General features: G+C 70.5%; 19 protein-coding genes and 1 tRNA gene. 6 read left to right on the forward strand and 14 right to left on the reverse strand.

What is annotated here, in order from left to right; all coding sequences use genetic code 11:
- Positions 1-25 precede the first annotated feature (25 nt).
- Genes LHA26_RS14355 through LHA26_RS14380 form a run of 6 tightly spaced genes read right to left on the reverse strand, consistent with a single transcriptional unit; the run spans position 26 to position 7,236 of the window.
- On the reverse strand, positions 26-1,381 hold the full coding sequence (locus LHA26_RS14355) for an O-antigen ligase family protein (protein ID WP_252166272.1): 1,356 nt from the start codon (positions 1,379-1,381) through the stop codon (positions 26-28).
- Between the two features lie 28 nt (positions 1,382-1,409).
- The gene (locus LHA26_RS14360) at positions 1,410-2,729 is read right to left on the reverse strand and encodes an O-antigen ligase family protein (protein ID WP_252166273.1); all 1,320 of its coding nucleotides are present in this window, start codon (positions 2,727-2,729) and stop codon (positions 1,410-1,412) included.
- 49 nt (positions 2,730-2,778) lie between these two features.
- Positions 2,779-3,855: an acyltransferase family protein gene (locus LHA26_RS14365; RefSeq protein ID WP_252166274.1), complete on the reverse strand. Its 1,077-nt coding sequence runs from the start codon at positions 3,853-3,855 to the stop codon at positions 2,779-2,781.
- Between the two features lie 14 nt (positions 3,856-3,869).
- On the reverse strand, positions 3,870-5,000 hold the full coding sequence (locus tag LHA26_RS14370; RefSeq protein ID WP_252166275.1) for a glycosyltransferase: 1,131 nt from the start codon (positions 4,998-5,000) through the stop codon (positions 3,870-3,872).
- The gene (locus LHA26_RS14375; protein WP_252166276.1) at positions 4,997-6,445 is read right to left on the reverse strand and encodes an oligosaccharide flippase family protein; all 1,449 of its coding nucleotides are present in this window, start codon (positions 6,443-6,445) and stop codon (positions 4,997-4,999) included. The genes LHA26_RS14370 and LHA26_RS14375 overlap by 4 nt, the downstream gene beginning before the upstream one ends.
- Complete coding sequence (locus LHA26_RS14380) at positions 6,442-7,236, reverse strand: polysaccharide deacetylase family protein (protein WP_252166277.1); 795 nt, start codon at positions 7,234-7,236, stop codon at positions 6,442-6,444. The genes LHA26_RS14375 and LHA26_RS14380 overlap by 4 nt, the downstream gene beginning before the upstream one ends.
- Before the next feature lie 195 nt (positions 7,237-7,431).
- Between LHA26_RS14380 and LHA26_RS14385 the strand changes: the two genes are divergently transcribed.
- Genes LHA26_RS14385 through LHA26_RS14395 form a run of 3 tightly spaced genes read left to right on the forward strand, consistent with a single transcriptional unit; the run spans position 7,432 to position 11,427 of the window.
- Positions 7,432-8,547: an endo-1,4-beta-xylanase gene (locus LHA26_RS14385; protein WP_252166278.1), complete on the forward strand. Its 1,116-nt coding sequence runs from the start codon at positions 7,432-7,434 to the stop codon at positions 8,545-8,547.
- Positions 8,544-9,611: a glycosyltransferase family 4 protein gene (locus LHA26_RS14390; protein ID WP_252166279.1), complete on the forward strand. Its 1,068-nt coding sequence runs from the start codon at positions 8,544-8,546 to the stop codon at positions 9,609-9,611. Before LHA26_RS14385 ends, LHA26_RS14390 begins: the two co-directional genes overlap by 4 nt.
- 22 nt (positions 9,612-9,633) lie before the next feature.
- Positions 9,634-11,427 carry an SGNH/GDSL hydrolase family protein gene (locus LHA26_RS14395; protein WP_252166280.1) on the forward strand — a complete coding sequence of 598 codons (1,794 nt, stop codon included), beginning with the start codon at positions 9,634-9,636 and terminating at the stop codon, positions 11,425-11,427.
- A gap of 49 nt (positions 11,428-11,476) precedes the next feature.
- On the opposite strand, the gene LHA26_RS14400 is transcribed toward LHA26_RS14395, so the two are convergent.
- From LHA26_RS14400 to LHA26_RS14425, 6 genes are all read right to left on the reverse strand, one after another.
- Positions 11,477-11,761 (reverse strand): hypothetical protein, encoded by a 285-nt coding sequence (locus tag LHA26_RS14400; protein WP_252166281.1) that lies wholly within the window; start codon positions 11,759-11,761, stop codon positions 11,477-11,479.
- 756 nt (positions 11,762-12,517) lie between these two features.
- A complete protein-coding gene (locus LHA26_RS14405; RefSeq protein ID WP_252166282.1) occupies positions 12,518-13,156 on the reverse strand; it encodes a hypothetical protein in 639 nt (212 codons plus the stop codon).
- 28 nt (positions 13,157-13,184) lie between these two features.
- Entirely contained in the window at positions 13,185-15,323 is a 2,139-nt protein-coding gene (locus LHA26_RS14410) for a GumC family protein (RefSeq protein WP_252166283.1), read from the reverse strand.
- Between the two features lie 49 nt (positions 15,324-15,372).
- The gene (locus LHA26_RS14415) at positions 15,373-16,671 is read right to left on the reverse strand and encodes an outer membrane beta-barrel protein (protein WP_252166284.1); all 1,299 of its coding nucleotides are present in this window, start codon (positions 16,669-16,671) and stop codon (positions 15,373-15,375) included.
- Between the two features lie 47 nt (positions 16,672-16,718).
- Positions 16,719-17,207 carry a hypothetical protein gene (locus LHA26_RS14420; RefSeq protein ID WP_252166285.1) on the reverse strand — a complete coding sequence of 163 codons (489 nt, stop codon included), beginning with the start codon at positions 17,205-17,207 and terminating at the stop codon, positions 16,719-16,721.
- Between the two features lie 90 nt (positions 17,208-17,297).
- Positions 17,298-17,900: a polysaccharide biosynthesis/export family protein gene (locus tag LHA26_RS14425; RefSeq protein ID WP_252166286.1), complete on the reverse strand. Its 603-nt coding sequence runs from the start codon at positions 17,898-17,900 to the stop codon at positions 17,298-17,300.
- Positions 17,901-18,150: 250 nt separating this feature from the next.
- Between LHA26_RS14425 and LHA26_RS14430 the strand changes: the two genes are divergently transcribed.
- Entirely contained in the window at positions 18,151-18,816 is a 666-nt protein-coding gene (locus tag LHA26_RS14430) for a transglutaminase-like cysteine peptidase (RefSeq protein ID WP_252166287.1), read from the forward strand.
- Positions 18,817-18,898: 82 nt separating this feature from the next.
- Here LHA26_RS14430 and LHA26_RS14435 read toward each other — a convergent pair whose 3' ends face one another.
- Complete coding sequence (locus tag LHA26_RS14435; RefSeq protein WP_252166288.1) at positions 18,899-20,176, reverse strand: glycosyltransferase family 4 protein; 1,278 nt, start codon at positions 20,174-20,176, stop codon at positions 18,899-18,901.
- 102 nt (positions 20,177-20,278) lie between these two features.
- A complete protein-coding gene (locus LHA26_RS14440) occupies positions 20,279-21,040 on the reverse strand; it encodes a metallophosphoesterase (RefSeq protein WP_252166289.1) in 762 nt (253 codons plus the stop codon).
- A gap of 455 nt (positions 21,041-21,495) precedes the next feature.
- On the opposite strand from LHA26_RS14440, the gene LHA26_RS14445 reads away from it, so the two are divergent.
- A tRNA-His gene (locus tag LHA26_RS14445) sits at positions 21,496-21,572 on the forward strand.
- A gap of 92 nt (positions 21,573-21,664) precedes the next feature.
- Positions 21,665-22,711: a Glu/Leu/Phe/Val family dehydrogenase gene (locus LHA26_RS14450; protein ID WP_252166290.1), complete on the forward strand. Its 1,047-nt coding sequence runs from the start codon at positions 21,665-21,667 to the stop codon at positions 22,709-22,711.
- Positions 22,712-22,774: the final 63 nt, after the last annotated feature.

The following is a 22,774-nucleotide window of genomic DNA, read 5'->3' on the forward strand; positions in this document are numbered from 1 at the left end:
TATGTTGCGATGCAAGATAAGCCGCTCAGGATCGCAGCGTCGCCGCCTCCATCGTCCGCCGCGCCGCGATCGGCGCCGGCTGGCGCGGCGCCGGCCGCGTCGCGCGCCGCTCCAGTCGGCCCACGCGCAGCGCGATCGAGGCCCAGACGAGCAGGAAGACGCCCGTCGTGCCCGGCTCCTCGAACTCGACCTCCGACATGGAGCGGATGATCAGCACGACCAGAAAGGCGAATGGCAGGCTCGCCTGCGCCGCGCGCGGATCGAACAGCAGGTCGCGAAAGCCGGTCGCCAGCGAGCGCAGCAGGTCGAAGGCGATCGCGAGCAGGCCGAGCAGCCCGACCTGCAGCCACAGGTCGAGCCAGTTATTGTGGGTGTGCAGGGCCATATAGCCGACTTCGGTCCAGATGCCCTCGCGTTCGGGCGTATCCATCTGCCAGAAGGCATAGCCATAGCTGCCCAGCGGCCGCTTCTGGATCAGGTCCCACACCGCCGACCAGACTTCGGTGCGCCCCGTCAGCGTCAGATCGCGTCCGATCATGGCGGCGATCAGCTCGGGCGCCGCCTGCACCAGCATCGTCAGGCTGATCAGCGCGAAGACGATGATGCCGACCACGAGCAGCCGGATCTCGGGCCGCATGATGCGGGCGCCGCGCAGCAACAGGGTGAGGCCGAGCGCGGCGCTGACGGCGAGCACGGCCGTCATCGAGTCCGCCATTACGATCATGAAGGCGCAGGTCAGCCCGCACACGACCGCCAGCCGCCGGTCGATCAGCCGGTCCAGCCAGCCGACCGTCGCGGTCAGCAGCCCCAGCGAATAGACGAAGCCCGCCGTGTTCTTGTGCCCGAGCGCGCCGCGCCACGCGGAATCGTACATGCCGCCGAGATTGCTGTGCCCGAGACCGGGAAAGGCCGCGCCCATCACGATCGACAGCAGCGCCGAGATGGTGAAGGCGATCGCCATCAGCCGGATCATCGCGCGATAGGGATAGAGCTGCGCGTAGAGCACCGCCAGGCCGATCGGCGGCAGCAGCCGCAGCGCGCGATTGGCGGCGGCGCCCGGCTCGGGCGAATAGGCCAGGCTCAGCGCGACGGCCAAGAGATAGACATAGATCGCGATGTCGTGCCGGATCTTGGTGCGCCGCCGCAAGGCCACATAGACGACCCCGACGCTCGCGGAGATCAGCACCAGCAGCACCGGCATCAGCTTGGAGGAGCTGAACTCCTGCTCGTTAAAGGCGCCCGCGAAGAAATAGGTCTCGGGGGGATAGAAGGTGCCCATGATCGGCACCACGAGCATGGCGACCACCCAGATGGCCAGCCACAATTCGGCCCGGCCGCGCAGCTGGAGGCGGGAGGCGGTCGTTCCGGTCGAGGGGGTCAAAAGGATACTCCCGCTAATCGGCGAAATCCTAGGTGAAGTGGCGCGCCCTTGCAACGCTTGGCGCCGGCCGCGCTGCGATCCCGTCCCGCAGGCGCAGCGCGAGCGACGCCCAGATCAGCCAGAACAGGCCGTTGACGTTGGGTTCGGAAAACTGCACCTCGCTGCCGCTGCGGACCAGCAGCACCACCGATACGGCGAAGGGGATGCTGGCGGTCGCCACCGCGTCGGCCCGCGCGAGCCGGATCAGCCCGGTCGCGATCGATCGCAGCAGGTCCAGTCCCACCACGATCATGCCGAACAGCCCTACCTGCAGCCACAGGTCGAGCCAGCTATTGTGCGCGTGCGAAGCGACATAGGCGATGACCTTGAAGATATGGGCGCGCTCGGGCGTGTCGATCTGCCAGAAGGCATAGCCCCAGCCGCTCAGCGGCCGCGCCTCGATCAGCGTCCAGACTTCCGACCAGATCAGCGTCCGGCCGGTCAAAGTCAGGTCGCGTCCCACCATCGCGGCGAGCAGATCGGGCATGCTCAGCGCCAGCATCAGCGCGCTCAGCAGCAGCCCCGAAAAGGCGCCGAGCAGCAGCAGCCGCACCGTGCCCGGCAGCAGCGCCGCGCCGCGCAGCGCGAGCGTGAGGAAGAGCGCGCTCGCGCCCGCGACCAGCGCGGTGGCGGAGTCGGACTTGACCGCGATCAGCGCGCACAGCAGCCCCGTCGCCAGCGCCAGCCGGCGATCGGCCAGCCGATCGATATAGGCGAGCCCCGCGATCAGCCCGCCCAGGCCATAGACGAAGCCGGCGGTGTTCTTGTGTCCGATCGCGCCGCGCCAGCTCGTCTCGTAAGGCCCGCCCATATGGGCCAGCCCGAGCACGGGGAAGAAGGCCACCATCACCAGCGAGCAAAGGGCGGACAGCAGGAAGGCCACCAGGAACAGGCGGATCATGCGCCGCATCGGGTAGATTTGCGCGGCCAGCATGGCGAAGCCCGTCAGCGGCAGCAGCCGCAGCCAGCGGTTCAGCGCCTCGGCGAAGGCGGGCGATTGGGCGAGGCTGGTCGCCACCGTGGCGAGGTAGAGCAGCGCGAGGACGGAGAGGCGCGGCCGCCGCACGCGCGCCAGCAGCAGCCAGACCAGCGCCTGGCTCGCGCTCATCGCCAGCAGCAGCACCGGCATGATCGCGGAGGGCTCGAAGCTTTGTTCGGCGATGCTGTAGCCGGTGAAGAAGTAGCTTTCCGGCGGGTAGAAGGTGGTCAGCACCGGCATCATCAGCATCAGCACCACCCAGGCGTCGAGCCAGAGCGAGGGCGGCAGGAAGCGGACGGGGGTGGTCAGGGTTTCCGGCGCGGGGCGCATGTCGATCTCCGGCAGCGCGTGATGCGCGACGGGACATGCCAGCGGACGATCAGGCGGTGCGTCGCGGCTCCGGCACCAGCCGCCCGACCAGCGCGACGAGGCGCCGCTCGAGCAGCAGATGATAGCCCACGCCCACCGTCACGGCGATGGCGGCGAGAAGCAGCGACGCGACATCGGGCGGCAGCGCGCGGCCGCCGAGACGGACCACGGCCTGGCAGCCGAACGAGAGCAGAACCGGGTGGACCAGATAGATGGCGAAGGAGGCCGCGCCCAGCAGGCGCGCCAGCGCCGGCAGCCGGATCGGCCGGCGGCGTTCCAGCTCGGCCGTGCCCAGCACGAACAGCACCGAGGGAATGCCGAAGGCCATGCGCCCGCGCAGCGGATCGTCCTGCACGTGCAGCGCGAACAGCATGAGCGCGAGAAAGCTCGCCACGCCGATCAGCACCAGCAGTCCCGGCGCGGGGATGGGGTAGCGCGCCAGCACCAGCGCGCTCGCCACCCCCATCATGAATTCGAGATTATAGGGGCTGAGCAGGAAGCCGATCGGGAAGGGCTGCGGCGGCAGCGCGGCATAGGCGATCAGGATCGCCGCCGCCCAGATCGGCAGCGCGATCAGCGCCCGCCGGCCGGCGAAGATGATGCAGGCGAACAGCGCGTAGAAGAAGATCTCGTAGGTCAGCGTCCAGGCGACGCCCAGCACCGGCTGCACCGGATTGGGCAGGAGCAGCAGCGAGCGCAGGATGTTGGCCGGATCATGCTTGGTCGGATCGCCGCCCGCGGGGAAGGCGAGGTAGAGCAGGATCAGCGGAATGGTCACACCCCAATAGGGCGGGTAGATGCGCAGGAAGCGTTTGCGCGCGTAGTTGCCCAGCCGCTCCGGTCGGCCAAGATCGCCGCGATGCACCCAGGTGATGATGAAGCCCGACAGGACGAAGAAAAAGTCCACGCCGACATTGAAGTTGCGGAAATGGCCCGCAAAGGGCTCGGCGCCCCAGAAGCGCGGCTCGCGCATGATGCTGCCGCTGTGATGCAGCACCACGAAGATGGCGGCGAAGGCGCGGCCCAGCTCGATCGCGCCGAACTTCAGGCCCGGCCGGGTCGTGCGGGTGGCGGCCGTTCCGGCCACGGAAACGCCTTCCATCACGCCGCGATCGCCTGGCCCTGGAGGCGATCGAGCAGCGTCGCGTAATGGCGGGCGCAGGCGCGCACGGTGAAATCCTGGCCGCGCGCGCGCAGCTGGTCGGCGGGCAGCGGCGCGGCGAGCGTGCGCGCCATGGCCTCGGCCAGCGCTCCGGCATCGCCCACCGGCACCAGCGGGCCGAACCGTCCGTCTTCCAGAATCTCGTCGGGTCCGAAGGGGCAATTGGTGCTGGCCACCGGCGTGCCGCAGGCCAGCGCCTCGGCCAGCACATTGCCGAATCCCTCGAAGCGCGAGGAGAGCACGAACAGCCGCGCCGCGCGCAGCCAGGGCAGCGGATTGTCGACAAAGCCGGGCAGGGCGATCCGGTCGGCCAGCCCGGCCGCGGCGATCTGCGCCTCCAGCGCCGGCCGCAGCGGGCCTTCGCCCAGGATGATCAGCTTCGTGTCCGGCGCGCCCGGCGCGAAGCGCGCGAAGGCGTCGACGAGCGTGGCGAAATCCTTCTGCGGCACCATCCGCCCCATGGCCAGGATGACCGGCCCCGCGGCAAAAAAGGGATGATCCGCCCTGCCGGCGGCTCGTGTTTCAAAATCCTCGTCCACAACGCCATTGTAAATCACGTCCATGCCGCTCCGGGCAAGGCCGGTGCGCGCCGCGAGATCGTCCGCGACCCCGGATGAGACACAGAGGATGGCGTCGGCGGCGGCGAGCGCGCGCCGGTATAAAGGCGGCAGCACCTTCCACTGCCAGTTCGCCCGCTTCAGCTGCTCGCCAAAGGCATTGTGCTGGGTGATGATGAGCTTGGTCGGCACGCGCGCCACCGCGCGCGCCGCCGCCGCGATCACCGCCATATGTTCGGTGTTGACGATCAGCGCGCCGGGCGGATCGGCGCGGAGATGGCGGATCAGCTTGGGCAGGGCGGCGAGCGGGCGCGGCGCGGCGAGCGCGTCCACCCGGCAGCCCGGCGGCACCGCGTCCATCAGCGCGCCGCCCTGGCGGTCGAGCAGGAAGCGCGGCCGATAGCCGAAGCGCGGCAGCAGCCCGGCCAGGCGGACATGGAGCCGCTCGGCGCCGCCCCCGCTCAGATCGGGCAGATAGACGGCGACGTCGCGCGGATCGGGCGTGCGGCTCACGCGCGCGCCTCCGCGCGGCGCGGCTTGCGGATCTGCTCGAGAATGCGGCGGATGCGGCGCACCGAGGCGGGGGTGGCGAGCGCGAGGAAGGGCAGCGGAATCGTCCACCAGCCCAGCTGGCGCCAGAACAGCCCCAGCGCGGCGGCGACGAACCACAGCCCGGCCAGGCGATAGTCGGGCGAGCCGATACGCCGCGCCAGCGCCCAATGCACCAGCCCATAGGCGAGCAGCGCCAGCATTTCGCCGAAGCCATAGCCGATCATGCCGAAATGCCGCACGCCCAGCCAGGTGCCGAGCCCCAGCAGCAGGATGTGCACGACATAGCAGAGGCCGAGATCGGTGTTGCGATCGATCACCGACATCACCGCCGAATGGATGTTGAACGCCGCGATGGCGAGATAGGCGAGCGCGACATAGGGGTAGAGCTGCATCACCGGCGCCCAGCGCGCGCCGAACACGAGCGGCACCGCGATCCCGCCGAACCAGGCGAAGCCCAGCAACAGGCTGCCCACGGCGATGATCTGCAACTCCATGCCCTCGGTCACGGCGCGGCGGATCTTCTCGAAATCGCTCTGCACGCGGCCCAGCACCGAGACCGAGAGCCGCCAGGCGATCGTCTTGATGATGCTCAGCATCTCGAGGATGCCCACGGTCATGCCGACAATGCCCACGGCATGCTGCCCGGCGACCGGTCCGACGATCAGCGGATTGACCAGCATCCGCGCCTGCCACACCCAATTGGCGAAGGAGAAGGTGCCGGCATAGCGGATCACCGATTTGGCGGTGCGCCCGTCAAAGCCGAAGCGCGGGCCATGGCCGACATAATAATGGGCGAGCACGAAGAAGAGCAGCTCGCGCAGCACCAGCGAGACGGCGAGCGACATCGCGCCCGTGCCCGTCAGCGCCAGCGGCACCGCGACGAAATAATAGGCCGTGTCGCCGCCGATCTCGATCGTCGCCACGCGCTTGTAGTTGAGCGCGCGCTCCAGCGCGATCGTGGGCGGGATGGTGATGAGCTTGAAGGGCAGCGCCAGCGCCATCACCGCCATCACCGGGCCATAGCCGGGCACCCCCGTCCAGCCGGTCAACAGCCCCCGGCTCGCCTCCAGCCCCAGCATCAGGCCGATGCCGAGCAGGGCGAGCAGCGCGTAGCAGGTGCGCACCGCCAGATCGGGCACCTCGCCGGGATGGCGCAGCAGATAGACGCCGACGCCCGCCTGGCCGATCAGCGTGGAGTAGAGATAGACGTTGAAGGCCGCCACATAGGCGCCATATTCGGTGGGCCCCAGCACGCGCGTGATCAGCATCACGCCGATCAGCTTGAGGAACACGTTCAGCCCCTGGCGCACCACCAGATAGATGCCCCCGCGCATCGCGCTGGAGCGGAGCGAGCCTTCGCCTTCCTTGGCCTGCTCGGCGGGTTCGGGCGCGGTCACCGCGGTCATGGGCGCACGCCGCCGGCCAGGCGCAGCGTCACGATGTGCGCGCCTCGCTTCTGTAGCGCGTCGAGAATCATGGGGAGCAGCTCCAGCGTATGGGATTGGCCGTCATGTAGCAGGATCACGCCGCGATCGGGGAGGCGGCCGAGCAGGCGGTGCAAGCTGACCGGCGCGGGATCGTTGCGCCAGTCCTCGCCGCTGGCGTCGAGGCCCGCCAGCACCAGCCGGTCGCGCGCCAGCCCGTCCAGCCAGGCGGGCGGCGGCACATTGGGCACGCCCGCGGCGCCGGGAATGCGGAACAGCCGGCGCTCGCCCGCGGCGCGCGGCTTTTCCTGGGCGGCGCGGTCCACCGCATCCACCGAGCGCATGATCTCGTCCTCGCGGGCCGCGTCGCTCATCGTGCTGAAATTGGCGTGATCCCAGCTATGGCTGCCGACGCCGCTGCCCGCCGCGATGATCCGCCGCACCAGCTCGGGATGCTGTTCGGCATTGCGCCCCAGCAGCATGAAGGTGGCGGTGACGCAGCGCTGCTGCAGCGTGGCGAGCAGCGCCGGCGTGGTGGCGGGGTTGGGCCCGTCATCGATGGTGAGCAGATATTCGCCTTCGCGCAGCGGCAGCGGCGGCATGCCCTGCACGCTGCCGAAGCCGGGCTGGCCGGCCGGCACCGACACGCTGCGGCCGGTGAGCGGACCGGAACAGGCAGGGCCGGTAAAGGCCGGCGCCTTGGTCGCGCAGCCGCCGGCAAGGCCGATCGTCAACAGTCCGGCGAGCATCGCCAGCGATCGGTGTCCGAACATCAGTCATCCTTTGCACCGAGGCGATGGCAGGGCTCTTGTGCCACCGCACAATTTCCTCGACAAGCCCAGCCGGGAGGCGCCCCGCTTTTGGCGGGAACGCGCGACGAAGATTGAGCGAGGGAGCTATTCAAAAAAATGCTGCACCGCAATCTCGGGCCGCCGCTTTCCAGCATCTTTTCGGGACAGGCAAGGCCTTTGAGGGCGATCGCGCGCGCGGGCGCGCCTGATCGGCGGCAGGCGCTGGCGCTCGTGCTCGGCGCGCCGGCGGCGTTGATGTCGTGCGCCTCGGCGCCGGTCGCGCCGACCCCGCTGCGCGAGCATGCGCGCGCGCGCGGCATGCGCTTCGGCCTCGCGCTCCGCCCCGAGGATGGCGAGGATCCCCGCACGCTCGCGCTGGTCACGCGCGAGGCGGACAGCATCGTGTCCGATCGGCTCTTCAAATGGGCCAGCATCGAGGCCGAGCGCGATCGGCCCGATTTCACGGCCGCCGATGCGCTCGCGGAGGAGGCGGCGGCGCGCGGGCTCGGCCTGCGCGGCCATGCCGGCTTCTGGTATCGCAGCATTCCCGCCTGGCTGCGCCCCGATCTCGCCGACGGCCGCGCCAACGGCCTCATCGTCGAGCATGTGCGCGCCATGGTCGCGCGCTATCGCGGCCGCATCTTCGAATGGGACGTGCTGAACGAGGTGATCGAGCCGGACGACCGCCAGCCCCTCGGCCTGCGCGCCGCCCCCTTCGGCCGCGCGCCCGATCTCGGCCTCTATGTCGACTGCTTCGCCGCCGCGCGCGCCGCCGATCCGCATGCGCGCCTCTATCTCAACGACTATGGCGTCGAGTGCGATTCGGACAATAACGCCGCGCGGCGCACATGCCTGCTCAAGCTGGTCGAGGCGCTCAAAGCGCGCGGCGCGCCCTTGGACGCGATCGGAATCCAGAGCCATCTCGCCACCAACCGCCGCTTCTCGGCGCGGATCTTCCGCGATTTCCTCGGCGAGCTGGCCGGCCTGGGCTGCGCCATCAAGCTCACCGAATTCGATGTCTGCGATACCGGCGTGCGGGGCGACACCGCCGCGCGCGACCGCGCGGTCGCCGACTATGCGCGGCGTTTCCTCGACGCCGCCTTTGACGAGCCCCGCGTGATCGGCCTGGTCGCCTGGGGCGTGCGCGATGGCGGGTCCTGGCTTCAGCAGGAAGCCTGGGCGCGCCGTGCCGATGGCGCGCCGCTGCGCCCCTTGCCCTTTGACGATGCCGGCCGGCGCACGCCGCTCTGGACGGCGATCGCCGCCTCTTTCGATGGAGCGTCCGCCCGATGAGCCGCCCGATCAACATCATGGTTTGGAATGCCGCGCGCGGCGGCATGCGCAGCGTGGTCGAGGCCTATCGCCGCGACGGGCTGATCGACTCCGAACATATCGAACTGGTCGCCGCCTATGCCGATGGCGGCTTCGCCAAGCGCCAGATGGTGCTGGCCGCCGCGCTCGCCCGCTTCGCGCGCCTCATCGCCACCCGCAAGATCGGCTTCGTCCATATCCACGCCTCGATGCGCGGCAGCTTCTGGCGCAAGGGGCTGTTCGCCTCCATGGCCCGCGCGCGCGGCATCCCCGTCGTGCTCCACCTGCACGGCTCGGAGATGAAGCTCTTCTACAACAGCCAGCCGGCCTTCGCGCAGAAGCTGATCCGCCAGCATCTCGAGGCGGCGACGCGGGTGGTGGTGCTCTCGGAAAGCTGGCGCGTCTTTGTCGGCTCGATCGCGCCGCGGGCGCAGATCACCGTCCTGCCCAATTATGTGACGGTGCCGCCCGCGGTCGATCCGGCGTCGCGGCCGGACGAGGCGGTGCTCTTCCTCGGCCTGGTGGGCGATCGCAAGGGCGTGTTCGATCTCCTGCCCGCCTTCGCCGAGGTGGTGCGCCACCACCCCGCGGCGAAGCTGGTGATCGGCGGCAATGGCGAGGTCGAGCGCGGCGAGGCGGAGATGCGCCGGCTGGGGCTCGATGGCCCGGTGCGCTTCGCCGGCTGGGTGGATGGCGCCGCGCGCGATCGTCTGATCGCCGAGGCGGGCATCTATGTCCTGCCGTCGCACAATGAAGGGCTGCCGATGAGCGTGCTGGAAGCGATGGCGGCGGGGCTCGCCGTCGTCACCACCCGCGTCGGCGGCATTCCCGAGCTGATCACCGATGGCGTCGATGGCCTGCTCGTCGATGCCGGCGACCAGGCCGCGCTAGCGGCGGCGCTGGGCCGGCTGATCGGCGATCCGGCGCTGCGCGCGCGGATCGCGGCGGCAGGCCGTGCGCGGATCGAGGCGCAGTACAGCGACCGCGCGGTGCTCCCGCAACTGCGTGCGATATACCAGCAATGCCTGGCGGGGCGCGCCGGCTGAGCCACCAGTACGAGGAAGCGGCATGACGCGACGGATCGGAAGCAAGGCGGGCGCGACGCTCGCGCTCCTCATGGCCGCCGGCGTCATCGCCGCGCCCGCGCCGGGCGATCCGGCGGCCGGGGCGGGGCTCGCCTGGCGCGGCAATGGCCAGGGCTTCCGCGTCGCCGTGCAGGGCTTCAACAGCGCCCGCCTGCGCGCCATCACCTGGCGGATGCGCCAGTTCAACCAGCAGCCCTTCCGCCGCTGCCGCGTCGTGATCGCGCTCACCCATCCCGCCGACACGCGCTTCTCCGGCTTCATCGCGGGCGATACGCTGACGGTGACGGCGATGACGAGCGGCACGCTCAACCCCGGCGCGATCATCGCCGGGCGCGGCGTCGCCACCGGCACCGCGCTGCTCCGCCAGATCGGCGGCACGCCGGGCGGGGTCGGGCGCTACCAGGTCAATCTCGCCCAGCAGGCGGGGTCGGCGGCGGGCCCGCTCGCGCTGGCCGGGCCGATCGCGGACAGCTTCTATCCCTATGCGATGCGCTTCCAGACGGCGGTCGAGCCGCGCTGGACGGCGGCGACCAGCGGCATCCCCGGCGATCGCCCGCTCGTCACCTGGCACGGGCAGGACAGTTTCGCCTATGATCCCGCCCATTGGGATCGCCGCCAGGGCTATGCCGTGTCGGATCCGGTGGATTTCGGCCGCGTCGTGCCGGCCAACACGCCCTATGGCATCTGGCACACGGTCGAGCTGCCCGCGCCCGCGGCCAACCAGATCCCCTATACCAAGAACGCCTCCGCCTTTCTCGACCGTCAGGAGGGGGTGATCCCGTCGCCCGGCGAGGGGCAGATCGCGGCGCGGGTCGCGGCGCGCGCCACCTCGGTCCAGCCCTGGCCGCGCGCGCAGAATGGCGCCGCCGGGCCCTTCACCCCGGCCTTTCTGCTGTGCGCGGTGCCCGCCGCCGCGCCGGCGGTCGGCGTGCTCGGCGACAGCATCGGCTATATGGTGGGCGAAGGCGGCGCGGGCTCGGGCAATGCCGGCGATGCCGAGGGATCGGCGCGCGGCAATGGCGGCTTCATCGAGCGCGGCCTGGTGGAGCACGCCCATCTCAACGAGGCGGTGAACCTGTCGCGCGGCAGCGACAAGGCGGCCTTCTTCGTCACGCCGCCCGAAAATGGCCGGTATCGCCTGCAGGGGCTCAAGCTCGCCAATCCGACGGCGGTGATCGTCGAACTTGGCCATAATGATCTCGCGGGGGGCACGCTCTTCCTCCCCTGGTCCGCCGCCACCCGCTATCCGGCGGGCATCCTCGTCGCCGCCGGCTCCACCCTCTATCGGGTCGAGCAGGCCGGCCAGTCCGGCGCGCGACCGCCCGCCGGAGGGTCACCGGGGCAGGTGGTGCGCGATGCGGGCCTCGTGCTGCGCGTCGTGGCCCAGGGCGCGAGCGACACGCCGCACCGCAGCGCGCTCGCCACCTTCGCCAATCTCGCCGAAATCAACCATGCGGTCCACGCCGCGCTGGGTCCGGTGCCGATCGTGCAGACGCTCGTCACCCCGGATGCCCTGTCCGGCAGCGGCTTCGCGACGCTGGCGGCGCAACATGCGCGGCCCGGCTGGCAGGGGCCCGGCGCGGCGCGCACCCTGCTCAACCAGGCGCTCCAGGCGCTGCCCGCGAGCCTGGGCGCGCGCCATGTGCTCGATCCGCGCCCCGCGATCGAGGCGGAAGGCGCGGTGTGGCGCGCCGGCGCGAGCATGGACGGCGTCCACCCCAACAGCCAGGGTCACGCCGCCGTCGCCGCGCTCGTCACGCCGGCGCTGGCGCGCTGACCGCCGCCGGACGGGGCGGGGCGGCGACGCACCCCGTCCGGCCCCGGCCTCAGCGCCAATAGCCCCGATCATAGCGGCGGCCGCCATGATTATACCAATAGTCCCGAACCTCGCGGGGATTGTCGCGCCAGCCGCGATCCTCCTCGTAGCGGCCGCGATGGTTCCACCAATAGTCATGGCGCTCGGCGGGGCTCATCCCGTCATAACCCTGGCGCGCATAGCCGCCGTCGCCATAGCCATAGCCATAGCCATAGCCATAGGGCTGCGCCATGGCCGGCGCGGCGGCGGCAAGCGAAAGAGCGGCGAACGTCAGTCCGATGATCTTCTTCTTCATGATCAGGCCTCCTCTTCTCAAGGCATGACCTTCTTCTAGGGCCTTTGCTGTGAATGCCTGCTGAGCCCCCGGTTTCTCTGCCGTTCATCCTGCGGATGACGGGAAGGGCCGCTTTCGCCGAAAGCCACGCCTTCAAAATTGGCGCCGCACGGCGCGTTCCGCCGCCCCCGGGCCGTCGCGAGGCGGGCGAAGCCGCACCCGCCGCGGGGAGCCCGGACCATCGTCGTTCGGCGGCGATGGTCGAAACAGCCGCCCCAACCGCCCGCGAGGCGCGAATCGCGCCCAGCCGCACCGCCGCACCGCCCGCTACGCCGCAAGGCCGATTCGCTCCGCCCGGCGCCTCTGGCGCTCCCCTCAGCCCGCGCAGCCGCCCAGCGTGTGGGCATGCTGCCGAAGGTCACGCCAAGCGCGGCGCGAAATCGGATGACGGGAATTGCGCCGGGCCGGCCGGCCAGCGTCGCGCCGATCGCACGGCCCTAACGGAGGTGCCGACGCCGAGCCGCAGCGACGCGAGCAACCCGAGCCCACGCACGGTTCCATGGTGTCGCCATGGCCTCCGGGTAGCGTCGAGACGGAGGCGGAGTCCTCGAAGAGATCGCCGCGCGTCGGCCCGTCGCGTAGCCACCAGACCCGCAGGCCATGCGGATGCGCCACCCGAGCCCCGCCAGGCCGGCGGAGGGCCGGACGGTCGGACTGTCCGGGCCGCCGAGCGCCTCTAGCCCGCCGCCCCTCAACCGCGCGCCCGCTCAGCCCCGCTCAGCCGCCCGGCGTATGCGAGACATGGGTGCCGAACATGCGGTCGAGCGCGGCGCGCAGGCGGAAGACGGGGACTTCGGCGGGCTGGCCGACCAGCGCCGCCATCGTGTCGCCATAGCCTTTGGGCAGCGTCGAGAACCAGGCGGCTTCCTCGATGAGATGGCGCCGCGTCGCGCCGTCGAGCTGCGGCCAGACCTGCAGGCCATAGGGGATGCGCCATGCCGCGGCATCGTGGAGGAAGCCGGCATGGCGGTAGCTCTGCGCGAGTGCGGCGAGGGCGGCGGGGCTCGCCGGGCCCTGCGCGACGCTGAGCAGATAGGCGCGGCCGATATCGGCATTGCCCCAAAGGCCGCGCTGCGCGTCCGCGCGATCGATCAGGCGCGCGGCGGCGCGAAGTTCGGGATCGCGGAGCGCGGGATCGCGCTGGCGCGCCGCCTCGCCGGTGAGCACCGCCGACCAGAGCAGGGCGGCGCGCGCGGGCAGCTCGCCGGCGGCGGGGCGGGGCGGCGCCGCGCCCTGCTGCGCCAGCGCCAGGCCGCGCCGCGCGTCGCGGACGAGCAGCTCGTCGCGCAGCGCGCGGCCGGCGGGAAAGAGGGCGAGGAGCAGGAGCAGGGCGACGAGGCTGTTGACCAGCGTCACCCCGCCCGCGCCGCCCCGCCGGGCGGCGTCACGCCGTCTGGTAGTAGCGGGCATAGGCGCGGGAATAATAGAGCGCGCCAAAGGCTTCCGCCTTGGGGCTGACCATCGTCATCACCGCGCCGAGCACCGGGGCATTGTCCAGCCGCAGCCATTTGAGCGCCTGCGACACCGCCCCGCGCGAGGTGGCGTTCCACTTCAGCGCCAGCACCACCGCATCCGACATGGAGGCGATCGTCCGCGCGTCGGCCACGCCCAGCACCGGCGGCGTGTCGAACACGATCCGGTCGTAGCGGGTGCGCAGCGTCTTGAGCAGCGCCGCCATCGCCTCGCCGCCGAACAGATCGTCGGGAAGGAAGGAGGCCTCGGCGGCGGTCAGCACGTCGAGATTGGGCACCTCGTCGGCGATGATCGCCTCGTCGACCGGGCGGCCGTCGCGCAGCACCTCGACCAGCCCGGTCGCGGGACGCTGCGGCATCAGCGCGCCCAGCCCGGCGCGACGGAGATCGCCGTCGATCACCAGCGTGCGATCGCCCGCCATCGCCATCACCCGCGCCAGCGACAGCGCCGAGGTCGTCTTGCCCTCATTGGGCAGCGTCGAGACCAGCGCCACCACCTGGGGCGAGCGGCCGCCCGAGAGGATCAGCGAGCTGCGCAGCACGCGGAACGCCTCGGCATAGGGCGACATGGGCGCGCGCACCACCAGCGTCGAGGGCGCGTCGCTGTTCTTCATCTCGCGCGCGCCGATCAGCGGCACGGTGGAGAGGACGCGCAGGCCGAACTGCTGCTCCACCTCGCTGGTCGAGCGCACGCCGCTGTTCATCAGCTCGAGCGCGGCGACGCTGGCCAGCGCGGCGGTGGCGCCCACCACGATGCCGGCGGCGATCAGCAGCAGCGCCTTGGGGCTGCTCGGCTTGAGCGGCACCGTCGCGCGTTCGATGATCTGCGCCTGGGATTGCGAGCTGCGCGCCCCCTGGTCGAGCTGCTGGGCCAGATCGGCGAGGCGGTTATAGGCATTGTGCTTGGCGTCGGCGTCGCGCTGCAGCGTGTCGGCCGTCACCGAGGAGCGGGCGTTGGACGCCTGCTCGCCGCGCAGGCGCGAGAGATCGCCGGCCAGGCTGCCTGCCTGCGCCGCCGCCGCCGATTTGCGCGCCTGCAGCTCGCCGAGAATGCGCTTGGCTTCCTCGTTGATCTGGCGGTCGATTGCCTCGAGCTGCTGCTGCGCCTGCACCGTCTGCGGATGCTTGGGGCCATAGCGCGTGGAGAGCTGGCTGAGCGTCTGCTGCACCTGGGCGCGGTTGCTGCGCAGCGCCGAGATCGCGGGCGTGTTCAGCACGCTCGACGCGGCCGCCGCGCCGCCCTGCGACATCTGCGCCCGCGCCACCGCGAGATCCGAGGCCGCCGCCGCCGCCGCCGCCTGGGCGGTGGCGAGCTGGGTGGACAAGGGCGCGATCTGCTGGTCGGTCACCGTGCCGAGCTGGCCGCCCTCGGTGATGCCGCGCGCCGCCTTATACTGGGCGAGCGCCTCGTCGGCCGCGCGCGCCTGGTCGCGCAGCTGGGCGAGCCGCTTGTCGAGATAGGCATATTGCTGCTCGGCCGAGCCGGTGCGGCGCTGCACGGCCGCCGCCAGATAGGCGTCGGCAAAGGCGTTGGCCACCGCCGCCGCCCGCGTCGCGTCCACCGACTTGAAGCTGATGTCCACCAGATAGGTGGATTTCTCGCGCGTCACGTCGAGCTTGCGGCTGACCTTGTTGATCACCGCCTCGAGCTGCTCGTCGGGCGAGAGCTTGGCGGCGGCATCGTCCTTGGCCAGGCCGAATTCCTCGGTCCGGTCGAGATGGAGCTTCTCCACCACCGCGCGCGCCACGTCGTGCGAGCGGATCACGCTGACCTCGGTGTCGACGATCGACTGGTCGGGCATCGAGGGCTGGTCGTTGCTCATGCCCGCGATGGTCAGCGGCTTGGGATCGATCTTCACCCGCGCGGTCGCCGAATAGCGCGGCGTCATCAGCAGCAGCGCGACGATGAACAGCCCGAGCACCGCCGCGAAGACGCTGATCAGGATCAGATAGCGCCGCTTCAGGATGTCGATCACCCCTTTGACGAGATCGCCCGATTGGCTTTCGCCGATCGGCGGGGGCAGGTGATCGGGAGGGGAGACAATATCCATCAGCGTCGGCTTTCCTTGCAGCGGCGCCAGCCGCACGGTCTGAGGGTCGTCACTTCTGCACAAAGACGGTCAACAAGCCGCTCGTCTCGCCGAACACCGGCCCGACCGACACGCCGTCATTGCGGCGCCGTCCATAGGTCACCGTTCCGGCGATGCCCAGCGTGCGGCTGATAAGATAGCGCGCGCCGCCATTGACCGCAAAGACCTTCGCGGTCGCGTCGATGCCGCGGTAGGAATCCTGCTCATAATCCGCGCCGGCGGTGAGGATCAGGTTGCGCAGCAGCTCGTGGTCGACGCGGCCGCCCACGCCGGTGTTGAAGAAGCCCGAGCTGTTCACGACCTGCGAATCCTGGATCACGCGCCGCGCGGCCAGGGTGAAGGTGGTGAGCTGGGTCATGAAATATTCGAGCCGGCCCTCGAAGGAGAGGCCCTGCACCCGCTGGTAGAGCGGCGAATTATAGGTGCGGCGGCTATAGCCGATGCCGAAGCTGCCCCGCACCAGCGCCGACAGATCCATGCTGACGCCGGCGATCGCCCGCCATTGCTTGGAGGTGCGGTCGTCCGAGCTGCCGGGCACCGCGCTGATATAGAAGGTGCGCGTGAAGCCGCCCTGGACGAAGGTGGAGATGGACGGCGTCACCGCATATTCCACCTGCGCCGTGGCCGTGGTGGCGTGGCGGTCGCGGAAGGACTGGTCGCGGGTGTCGCCGGCCAGGGTGGTGATCGGCCTGAAGCCCAGCGTGGTGAAATCGCCGATGCCGACGAAGCGGAAGCGGCCCTGCACCGAGGTGGCGGTCAGCTGGCCGTTGGTCAGCTGATAGGGCACCGCCGAGGAGACGTCGGCCGGCGTCGCGCCCGAAAAGCGGGTCTCATATTGCCGCGCGGTCGAGGCCGAGGCCGAGAGGCTGCTGTCCGAGCCGATGTCGAAGCGGCTGGTGGTGCCGACATGCCAGCCATCCTGGTCGCGCACGGGCTGCGCGGTGTAGCGGCGCAGATCCCCGCCCGCGGCGAACTGCAGGCTGTTGCGCGACCAGTCGGAGACGACCTTCAGCTCGGGAACGATGGTGAAATAGGCCGAGCTGCGCTTCTTCAGATCGGTCTGGAAGGCGTTGGTCGTGAAACCGGTGCCGAGATCGAGCCGCGGATAGAGCGAGAAGCTGCCCGCCTGGATGCCGATGGCGGTGTATTCCGGCCGGTCCCGCTCGGTGACGGAGACGTTGCGACCCCGGTCATAGTTGAACGGGATCACCGGCTGGAGCACCGGCGTGGTCAGCTGCGCGAACGCGCCGCTTCCCACGCAGGCAAAGGAGAGGGCAGCCGCGCCACGCGCGACGAGACGACGGACCATAATCAAACTCCCTGCGTCTTATTTTTTGTTCGTTTCGCGGGGTCTATTTAGCCGCGCACATAATCCGAGGCCCCGCCGTCGATCGCGTAATCGGGGCCGAACGCCACGCTGATGTCCGGGCCGCCGGCGATGGCGCCGGTACCGCGGGCGAGCCGGCCGCGCGTGGCGCGGATCGCGCGGAGCGCCGCCTCGGCCGAGGCGCTGAGCGTCTGGCCGTCGACCGGCTCGAGCGCGGCGAGGACAACCGACATGGGCTGGTTGGCCTGGTCGATGGCGAAGACGAGCGCCGCCTCGATGTCCGTCTGCGAGGCATCGGCGGGCACGCCGGCAATGGCGCGGTTGATCGACTCGCGCAGCGCCGCCACGGCGGCCGGATCGGCCGGGCCCTGATCGGCGACGAAGCCCGGGCCGGGCGCGAAGGCCGGCGCCGCGCCGGTGATCTGCGCCGGGCCGCCATAGAGCGCCGGCGGGATCGCCATGGCCGTCCCCACCATGCTCGTCATCGCCACGCCTACCAGGATCTGCTTGAGCTTCATCGATAGCCTCCCTTGGATCTGTCCGAAGGCCCATCCGGGCCCGCCGTCGACGCCGACACCTACCAAAAACACGTAAGTAGCGCTAAAAACTCAGAAGTAACGCTCGACCACGCGAATTTGGTCCCCCGGCCCGACCGCGAGCGACGGAGTCAGCGGCTCCGCCTTCTCGACATCCGATCCGGCCCGCTTGATATAGACCTTCCGCTGGTTCGCGCGGTAGGTGAAGCCCTCGGCCGTGGCGACGGCCTTCTGCACCGTCAGCCCCTCGGAATAGGGATATTCGCCCGGCTTGGTGACTTCGCCCAGAATATAGAAGGGGCGGAAGCTGAGCACCTCGAGCGCGACGTGCGGATCCTTGAGATAGCCGTCGCGCAGCTTGGTCTCGATCTTGCTGGCGGCCTCGCTCGAGGTCTGGCCGAGCACCGGCACCTCGCCGATCAGCGGCAGCGACAGGACGCCGTTGGAACCCACGGTGAACTCACCCGAAAGATCGGGCTCATTATAGACGGTGACACGTACGCGATCGGCATTGCCGAGCCGGTAGCCGGCGGGGCCGGACGCCGCGTCCGGGCCGGGCGCGGAGTCGCCGGCCGGGGCGGCCGCGACAGGCGCCTGCGCCTGCGCGAGCATGGGCGTGGCCGACAGGAAAAACGCTGCCAGCGCCAGAAGATAGGCGCGCAAGGGCTTCGTCACTAGCAATCCTCCAAGTCGATGCGCATCGCGGTGGGACCATGGCACGATCGCGCGCCGAGGTGAAGTGCTGCGTTGCAACAGCGACGCTCCTTTGTCTCCCTTTGGCGCAGATGGGGTCAACCTGTGGAGAACCGAAAGTTAACCACAAACATCCACCCGAGCTAAAAGCCCCAGGCCGCAGAGAAGCTTCCGACAGGAGGCCCTTATGCGACGGAAATCATGGACGATTGGCCTGGCTTCGGGGCTCTTGATGGCGTGCGGCGCGGCCCATGCCGCCGATATTCCCTTCATGCCGGTCGGCAGCAGCAACGAGGCGCCGCGCGGCTTTCTTGAGATGTGCCAGCGGGATGCCACCTTCTGCGCGGCCGCGCCCGCGGCGCCCGCCACGGGCAGCGATCTGGTGACGGGCGGGGTGACCTCGCCCGTCCGCTACCAGGCGGCCCGCTTCCTCGCGCATGCCGGCGAGGAGGGCGGCGCCGGCGCCGATATGCACCTGCTCCGGCAGGTCAATCGCAACGTCAACCAGCATGTACGCCAGCGTACCGACGATCAGGTCTATGGCCGGGGCGAATATTGGCAGCGCAGCGGCGTCGGCCCCCAGGCGCAGGGCGATTGCGAGGATCTCGCGATCGAGAAGCGCTACGAGCTGATCGCCGCCGGCTTCGATCCCGCGCGGCTGCGCTTCGCCGTCGCCTATCTGCCCTCGGCCGGTCTGCATGCGGTGCTGCTCGCGCGGCTCGCCGATGGCGACTTCGTGCTCGACAGCCGCACCCCCTATATCAGCCGCTGGGACAAGACCCGCTACAGCTGGGTGAGCATCCAGTCCGAACGCGATCCGATGCACTGGTATCGGCTGGGCAGCGTGCGCAGCTGGCAGCCGCAGCTCGCCGGCCAGCCGGGCGCGCCCGCCGCCTGATCTTCCGCGCGGCCCGCTCCGGTTCGGCCGCCCGGCATCGCGGCGGGGCGGGATCGGCCCGCCCGCCGCGATCCGCGCGCGCTCAGCCGCGCGCCGCCGCCACCGCGCGCGGCTCGGCCGGGAGCAGCGCGTCATAGACGCCGACGAATTTGGCGGCTTCCTTGTCCCAGATGAACTTGGCGTCGGCCAGCGCCTTGGCGGCGGCGCCGGCGGCGTGGCGATGCGCCTCGTCCTGGATCAGCGGCAGGCAGGCGCGCGCCAGGCCTTCGGGGGTGGCGTCATCGGCATAGCTGGCGGTATCGCCTAGCAGCCGCCGCGTCTCGGCCAGATTATAGGCGACCGAAGGCACGCCCAGCGCCGAATATTCGAACACCTTGTTCATGCTGATCTTGTCATTGTACGGATTGACCGGATCGGGAATGATGCCGATGTCGAAGCTGGACAGCGCCGCCATCAGCGCCTCGCCGCTTAGATAGCCGGTGAAATGGATATGCGCGCCGAGATTGAGCTCGGCCGCCAGCGCGCGCACCGAGGCGAGCGCGGGGCCATCGCCCACCACCACCGCGCGCACGCCATCCGCCGCGCCCTGCGCGACCAGGGCGGCGACCATGCGGACCAGATGATCCACCCCGTCCTGATCGCCGATGATGCCGACATAGCCGAGCACGACGCGGGCATTGCCGCGCAGCACCGGATCGGGCGCGACCCGCCGGATGCGGCGCGTGTCGGGCACGCTATACACCGAGGTCACCTCGTCGGCGCGGCGCTTGCCGCGAGCGATGGCGTTTTCGCGATAGCTCTCATTGGCGGTGACGATGCGGTCGGCGACCTTGAAGGTCATCCACTCGAACAGCCGCAGCAATTTGTAGAAGGGGCCCTCGTCGCCATATTTGGCGACATAGAGCGAGGGCGCGCTGTCGTGATGATCGAACACGAAGCGCTTGCCGAACAGCTTGTAGGGCAGGGCGACGAGGAACATCAGATCCGGCGGGTTGCACGCCTGGATGACGTCGAAGCCCTTCTTGCGCGCGATGTGGAAGAGCAGCCGGCTCTCGTGCCACAGCGCGCTGCCATATTCGAGCAGGAAGGCGGCCTTGCCGCGCGCCTCCAGCGGCAGCGGGTGGCGGAAGATCTCGATCCCGTCGATGATCTCGTGGCGCTCGGGATGGCGGTCGCTCACCGGGCAGATGGCGGATACCTCCCAGCCGGCGTCGCGCAGCGCCTGGCATTCCTGCCACACGCGGCGATCGAACGGCAGGGCGAGATTCTCGACGATGATGACGACGCGGCGCGGGCGCGCGTGACGGGTAGGCGCAGTCTGGTGCGCGTGCTCCAGGGCCGGCTTGTGGATGTCGGTCATGGCTTCACCTGATCGCTTGAGTGTCGACGCGGATGCGCGTCCCATGTCGCCCTGGTGTCGCCCCCGGCTGACGAGACGAGCCTCCTTCGCCCGGCATCTTCCCTAGCCCTGCTTCGCAGCCCCGCTGCCGCTTTGCAACAGCCAGCGTTCGCTTCCCTCCAGCCCGACGGCCGAGAGCGTGTCGCTGGCATAGGCGCCGGTATCGACATTGATGCGCGCGCCGTCCAGCGCCACCGTGCTGGTCACCGAATGGCCATGCACCACGACCAGGCCGAGCGCGCGGGAGCTTTCCAGAAAATCCTTGCGGATCCAGAGAAGATCCTCGTCCTTCTGGCGCTTGAGCGGAACGCCGGGGCGGATCCCGGCATGGACGAAGACATGGCGGTCCACCACCAGCATCGAGCGCATCTTCTTGAGATACTGATATTCGCGCGCGGTGACGACATCGCGCAGCCGCTCCGCCAGATGATCCAGCGGCGCCGTCTCGGCATAGGCCGGGTCCACGCCCCAGCTCGCCAGCGCCGCCAGCCCGCCCATCCGCATCCAGGCGGGCAGCAGGCCATGCTCGCCCTCGAGAATGTCGAGCAGCACCGCCTCGTGATTGCCTTTCAGCGCCATCAGCTGGAGATCGCGCGGCGGCTCCATGGCGAAGCGCAGCACGCCGCGCGACTCCGGCCCGCGATCGATCAGATCGCCGAGCAGCACCACCCCGGCCTGGGCCGGCGGCCGCGCGGCATTGTCCTGGCGGATCGCCGCGATCAGATCCTGCAGCAGGTCCAGCCGGCCATGCACGTCGCCGATGGCGTAGAGGCGGCGGCCCGGAGCGAGGCTGGGCGCGGCGCGCGCCCGGGTCATGAGCTTCATGCGTGGGGGTGCGATCCAGAAGGGCGATGATCCAGGATCGCCAAAAAGCGCGCCCCCGGCAAGGCGGGGCACACGCAGGCCGGCGGCGCCGGACCCGTCCGCTTTCCTAGAGGCTGGCGCCGCCGCGCGCCAGCGCCCTGTCCGGGAGGCGGGCGCCTCGACGATGCGGGGCGGCGGGGCGATCCCCGCAAGGGCGCGGATAAATGCCCGATTTGGTTGGCCATCCTCCGGCCGCCGCGTGGCCGCGGCGCAAGGGTCCCGGAGGGCGCGGCGGCCGCTGGCCGCCCCCGCTGCGGCCCGTTCCGCCGATCGTGCGGGGCGGGATGGCCCGACTAAGGATTTGCCGCAGGGTGCGGCGGCGGCCGCGCGGCGCGCCTGCTCCGGCGCCGCGACGCGCAAGGCTTGACCGGGCCGGGCCGCCCCCCTATGGCGCTCTCGCCGCGCAGTCGGACGTGGCGATCGTAGCTCAATTGGTTAGAGCGCCGGTTTGTGGTACCGGAGGTTGCGGGTTCAATCCCCGTCGATCGCCCCATTTTCCGCCGATCCGCCGCCGGTGATCCGGGTTGGTATGGGCCGGGCCCGCTCAGGGTCTCTCGCAGCTCCCGGCCGGTGAGTGAACCCCCGATGGCGCCTTGGGATTATCCCGATTACGACGCGCACGAAGCCGTGCATTTCTTCCACGACGCCGCAACGGGGCTGGCGGCCATCATCGCCATCCACTCCACCGTGCTCGGCCCGGCGGCCGGCGGCTGCCGCTACTGGTCCTATGCCCGCGCCGAGGAGGCGGTGACCGACGCGCTGCGCCTGTCGCGCGGGATGAGCTTCAAGAACGCCATGGCCGGCCTGCCGATCGGCGGCGGCAAGGCAGTGATCCTGGCGGATGCCGCGCGCCCCAAGACGCCCGAACTGCTCGCCGCCTTCGGGCGCGCGGTCGAGTCGCTCGGCGGCCGCTACGTCACCGCCGAGGATGTCGGCATCTCGGATCGCGACATGGTCGAGATCGCCCGCGCGACGCGCTACGTCTCCGGCCTGCCGGTCGCGGGCCATGGCGATGCCGGCGGCGATCCCGGCCCCTTCACCGCGCTCGGCGTCTATCTCGGCGTGCGCGCCGCCGTCCGCCGCGGGCTCGGCCGCGCCGACATGGCGGGCGTCCACGTCGCCATCCAGGGGGTCGGCTCGGTCGGCGGCGGGCTCGCGCGGCTGCTCGCGCGCGACGGCGCCCGGCTGACGCTCGCCGATGTCCATGCCGATCGCGCGGCGGCGCTCGCCGCCGAACTCGGCGCGGAGACGGTGGCGGCCGATGCCATCCTGTCCGTCGCGGCGGACGTGGTGAGCCCCTGCGCGCTCGGCGCGGTGCTCGATGCCGGCAGCATCGCCGCGCTCCAGGCGCCGGTGGTGGCCGGCGGCGCCAACAACCAGCTCGCCACCCCCGAGGATGGCTGGCGCATCCACCAGCGCGGCATCGTCTACGCGCCCGATTACGTCATCAATGCCGGCGGCATCATCAATGTCGGGCTGGAATATCTCGGCCAGGGCGATCGCGCCGAGGTGGAGAGCCGGATCGCCGAGATCCCCGGCCGGCTCGACCGGATCTGGGAGGAAAGCGCCGCCACCGGCGATCCCGCCGCGATCGTGGCCGACCGTTTGGCCCAGAAGCTGATCGGGCGCTGATCGGGCACCGCGCGACGGGGCGGGCGGGGCGGGCGCGCAAGCGGCTTCCCCGCGCCGCGCCGC

Source organism: Sphingomonas morindae (genome assembly GCF_023822065.1).
GTDB lineage: Bacteria > Pseudomonadota > Alphaproteobacteria > Sphingomonadales > Sphingomonadaceae > Solisphingomonas > Solisphingomonas morindae.

What these genes read in the sequence shown, in the direction of transcription:
- LHA26_RS14360 (WP_252166273.1), bottom strand. Translation starts at nt 2,729, where the DNA reads ATGCGCCCCGCGCCGGAAACCCTGACCACCCCCGTCCGCTTCCTGCCG.
- LHA26_RS14375 (WP_252166276.1), bottom strand. Translation starts at nt 6,445, where the DNA reads ATGACCGCGGTGACCGCGCCCGAACCCGCCGAGCAGGCCAAGGAAGGC.
- LHA26_RS14380 (WP_252166277.1), bottom strand. Translation starts at nt 7,236, where the DNA reads ATGTTCGGACACCGATCGCTGGCGATGCTCGCCGGACTGTTGACGATC.
- LHA26_RS14390 (WP_252166279.1), top strand. Translation starts at nt 8,544, where the DNA reads ATGAGCCGCCCGATCAACATCATGGTTTGGAATGCCGCGCGCGGCGGC.
- LHA26_RS14395 (WP_252166280.1), top strand. Translation starts at nt 9,634, where the DNA reads ATGACGCGACGGATCGGAAGCAAGGCGGGCGCGACGCTCGCGCTCCTC.
- LHA26_RS14400 (WP_252166281.1), bottom strand. Translation starts at nt 11,761, where the DNA reads ATGAAGAAGAAGATCATCGGACTGACGTTCGCCGCTCTTTCGCTTGCC.
- LHA26_RS14410 (WP_252166283.1), bottom strand. Translation starts at nt 15,323, where the DNA reads ATGGATATTGTCTCCCCTCCCGATCACCTGCCCCCGCCGATCGGCGAA.
- LHA26_RS14415 (WP_252166284.1), bottom strand. Translation starts at nt 16,671, where the DNA reads ATGGTCCGTCGTCTCGTCGCGCGTGGCGCGGCTGCCCTCTCCTTTGCC.
- LHA26_RS14420 (WP_252166285.1), bottom strand. Translation starts at nt 17,207, where the DNA reads ATGAAGCTCAAGCAGATCCTGGTAGGCGTGGCGATGACGAGCATGGTG.
- LHA26_RS14430 (WP_252166287.1), top strand. Translation starts at nt 18,151, where the DNA reads ATGGCGTGCGGCGCGGCCCATGCCGCCGATATTCCCTTCATGCCGGTC.
- LHA26_RS14435 (WP_252166288.1), bottom strand. Translation starts at nt 20,176, where the DNA reads ATGACCGACATCCACAAGCCGGCCCTGGAGCACGCGCACCAGACTGCG.
- LHA26_RS14440 (WP_252166289.1), bottom strand. Translation starts at nt 21,040, where the DNA reads ATGAAGCTCATGACCCGGGCGCGCGCCGCGCCCAGCCTCGCTCCGGGC.
- LHA26_RS14450 (WP_252166290.1), top strand. Translation starts at nt 21,665, where the DNA reads ATGGCGCCTTGGGATTATCCCGATTACGACGCGCACGAAGCCGTGCAT.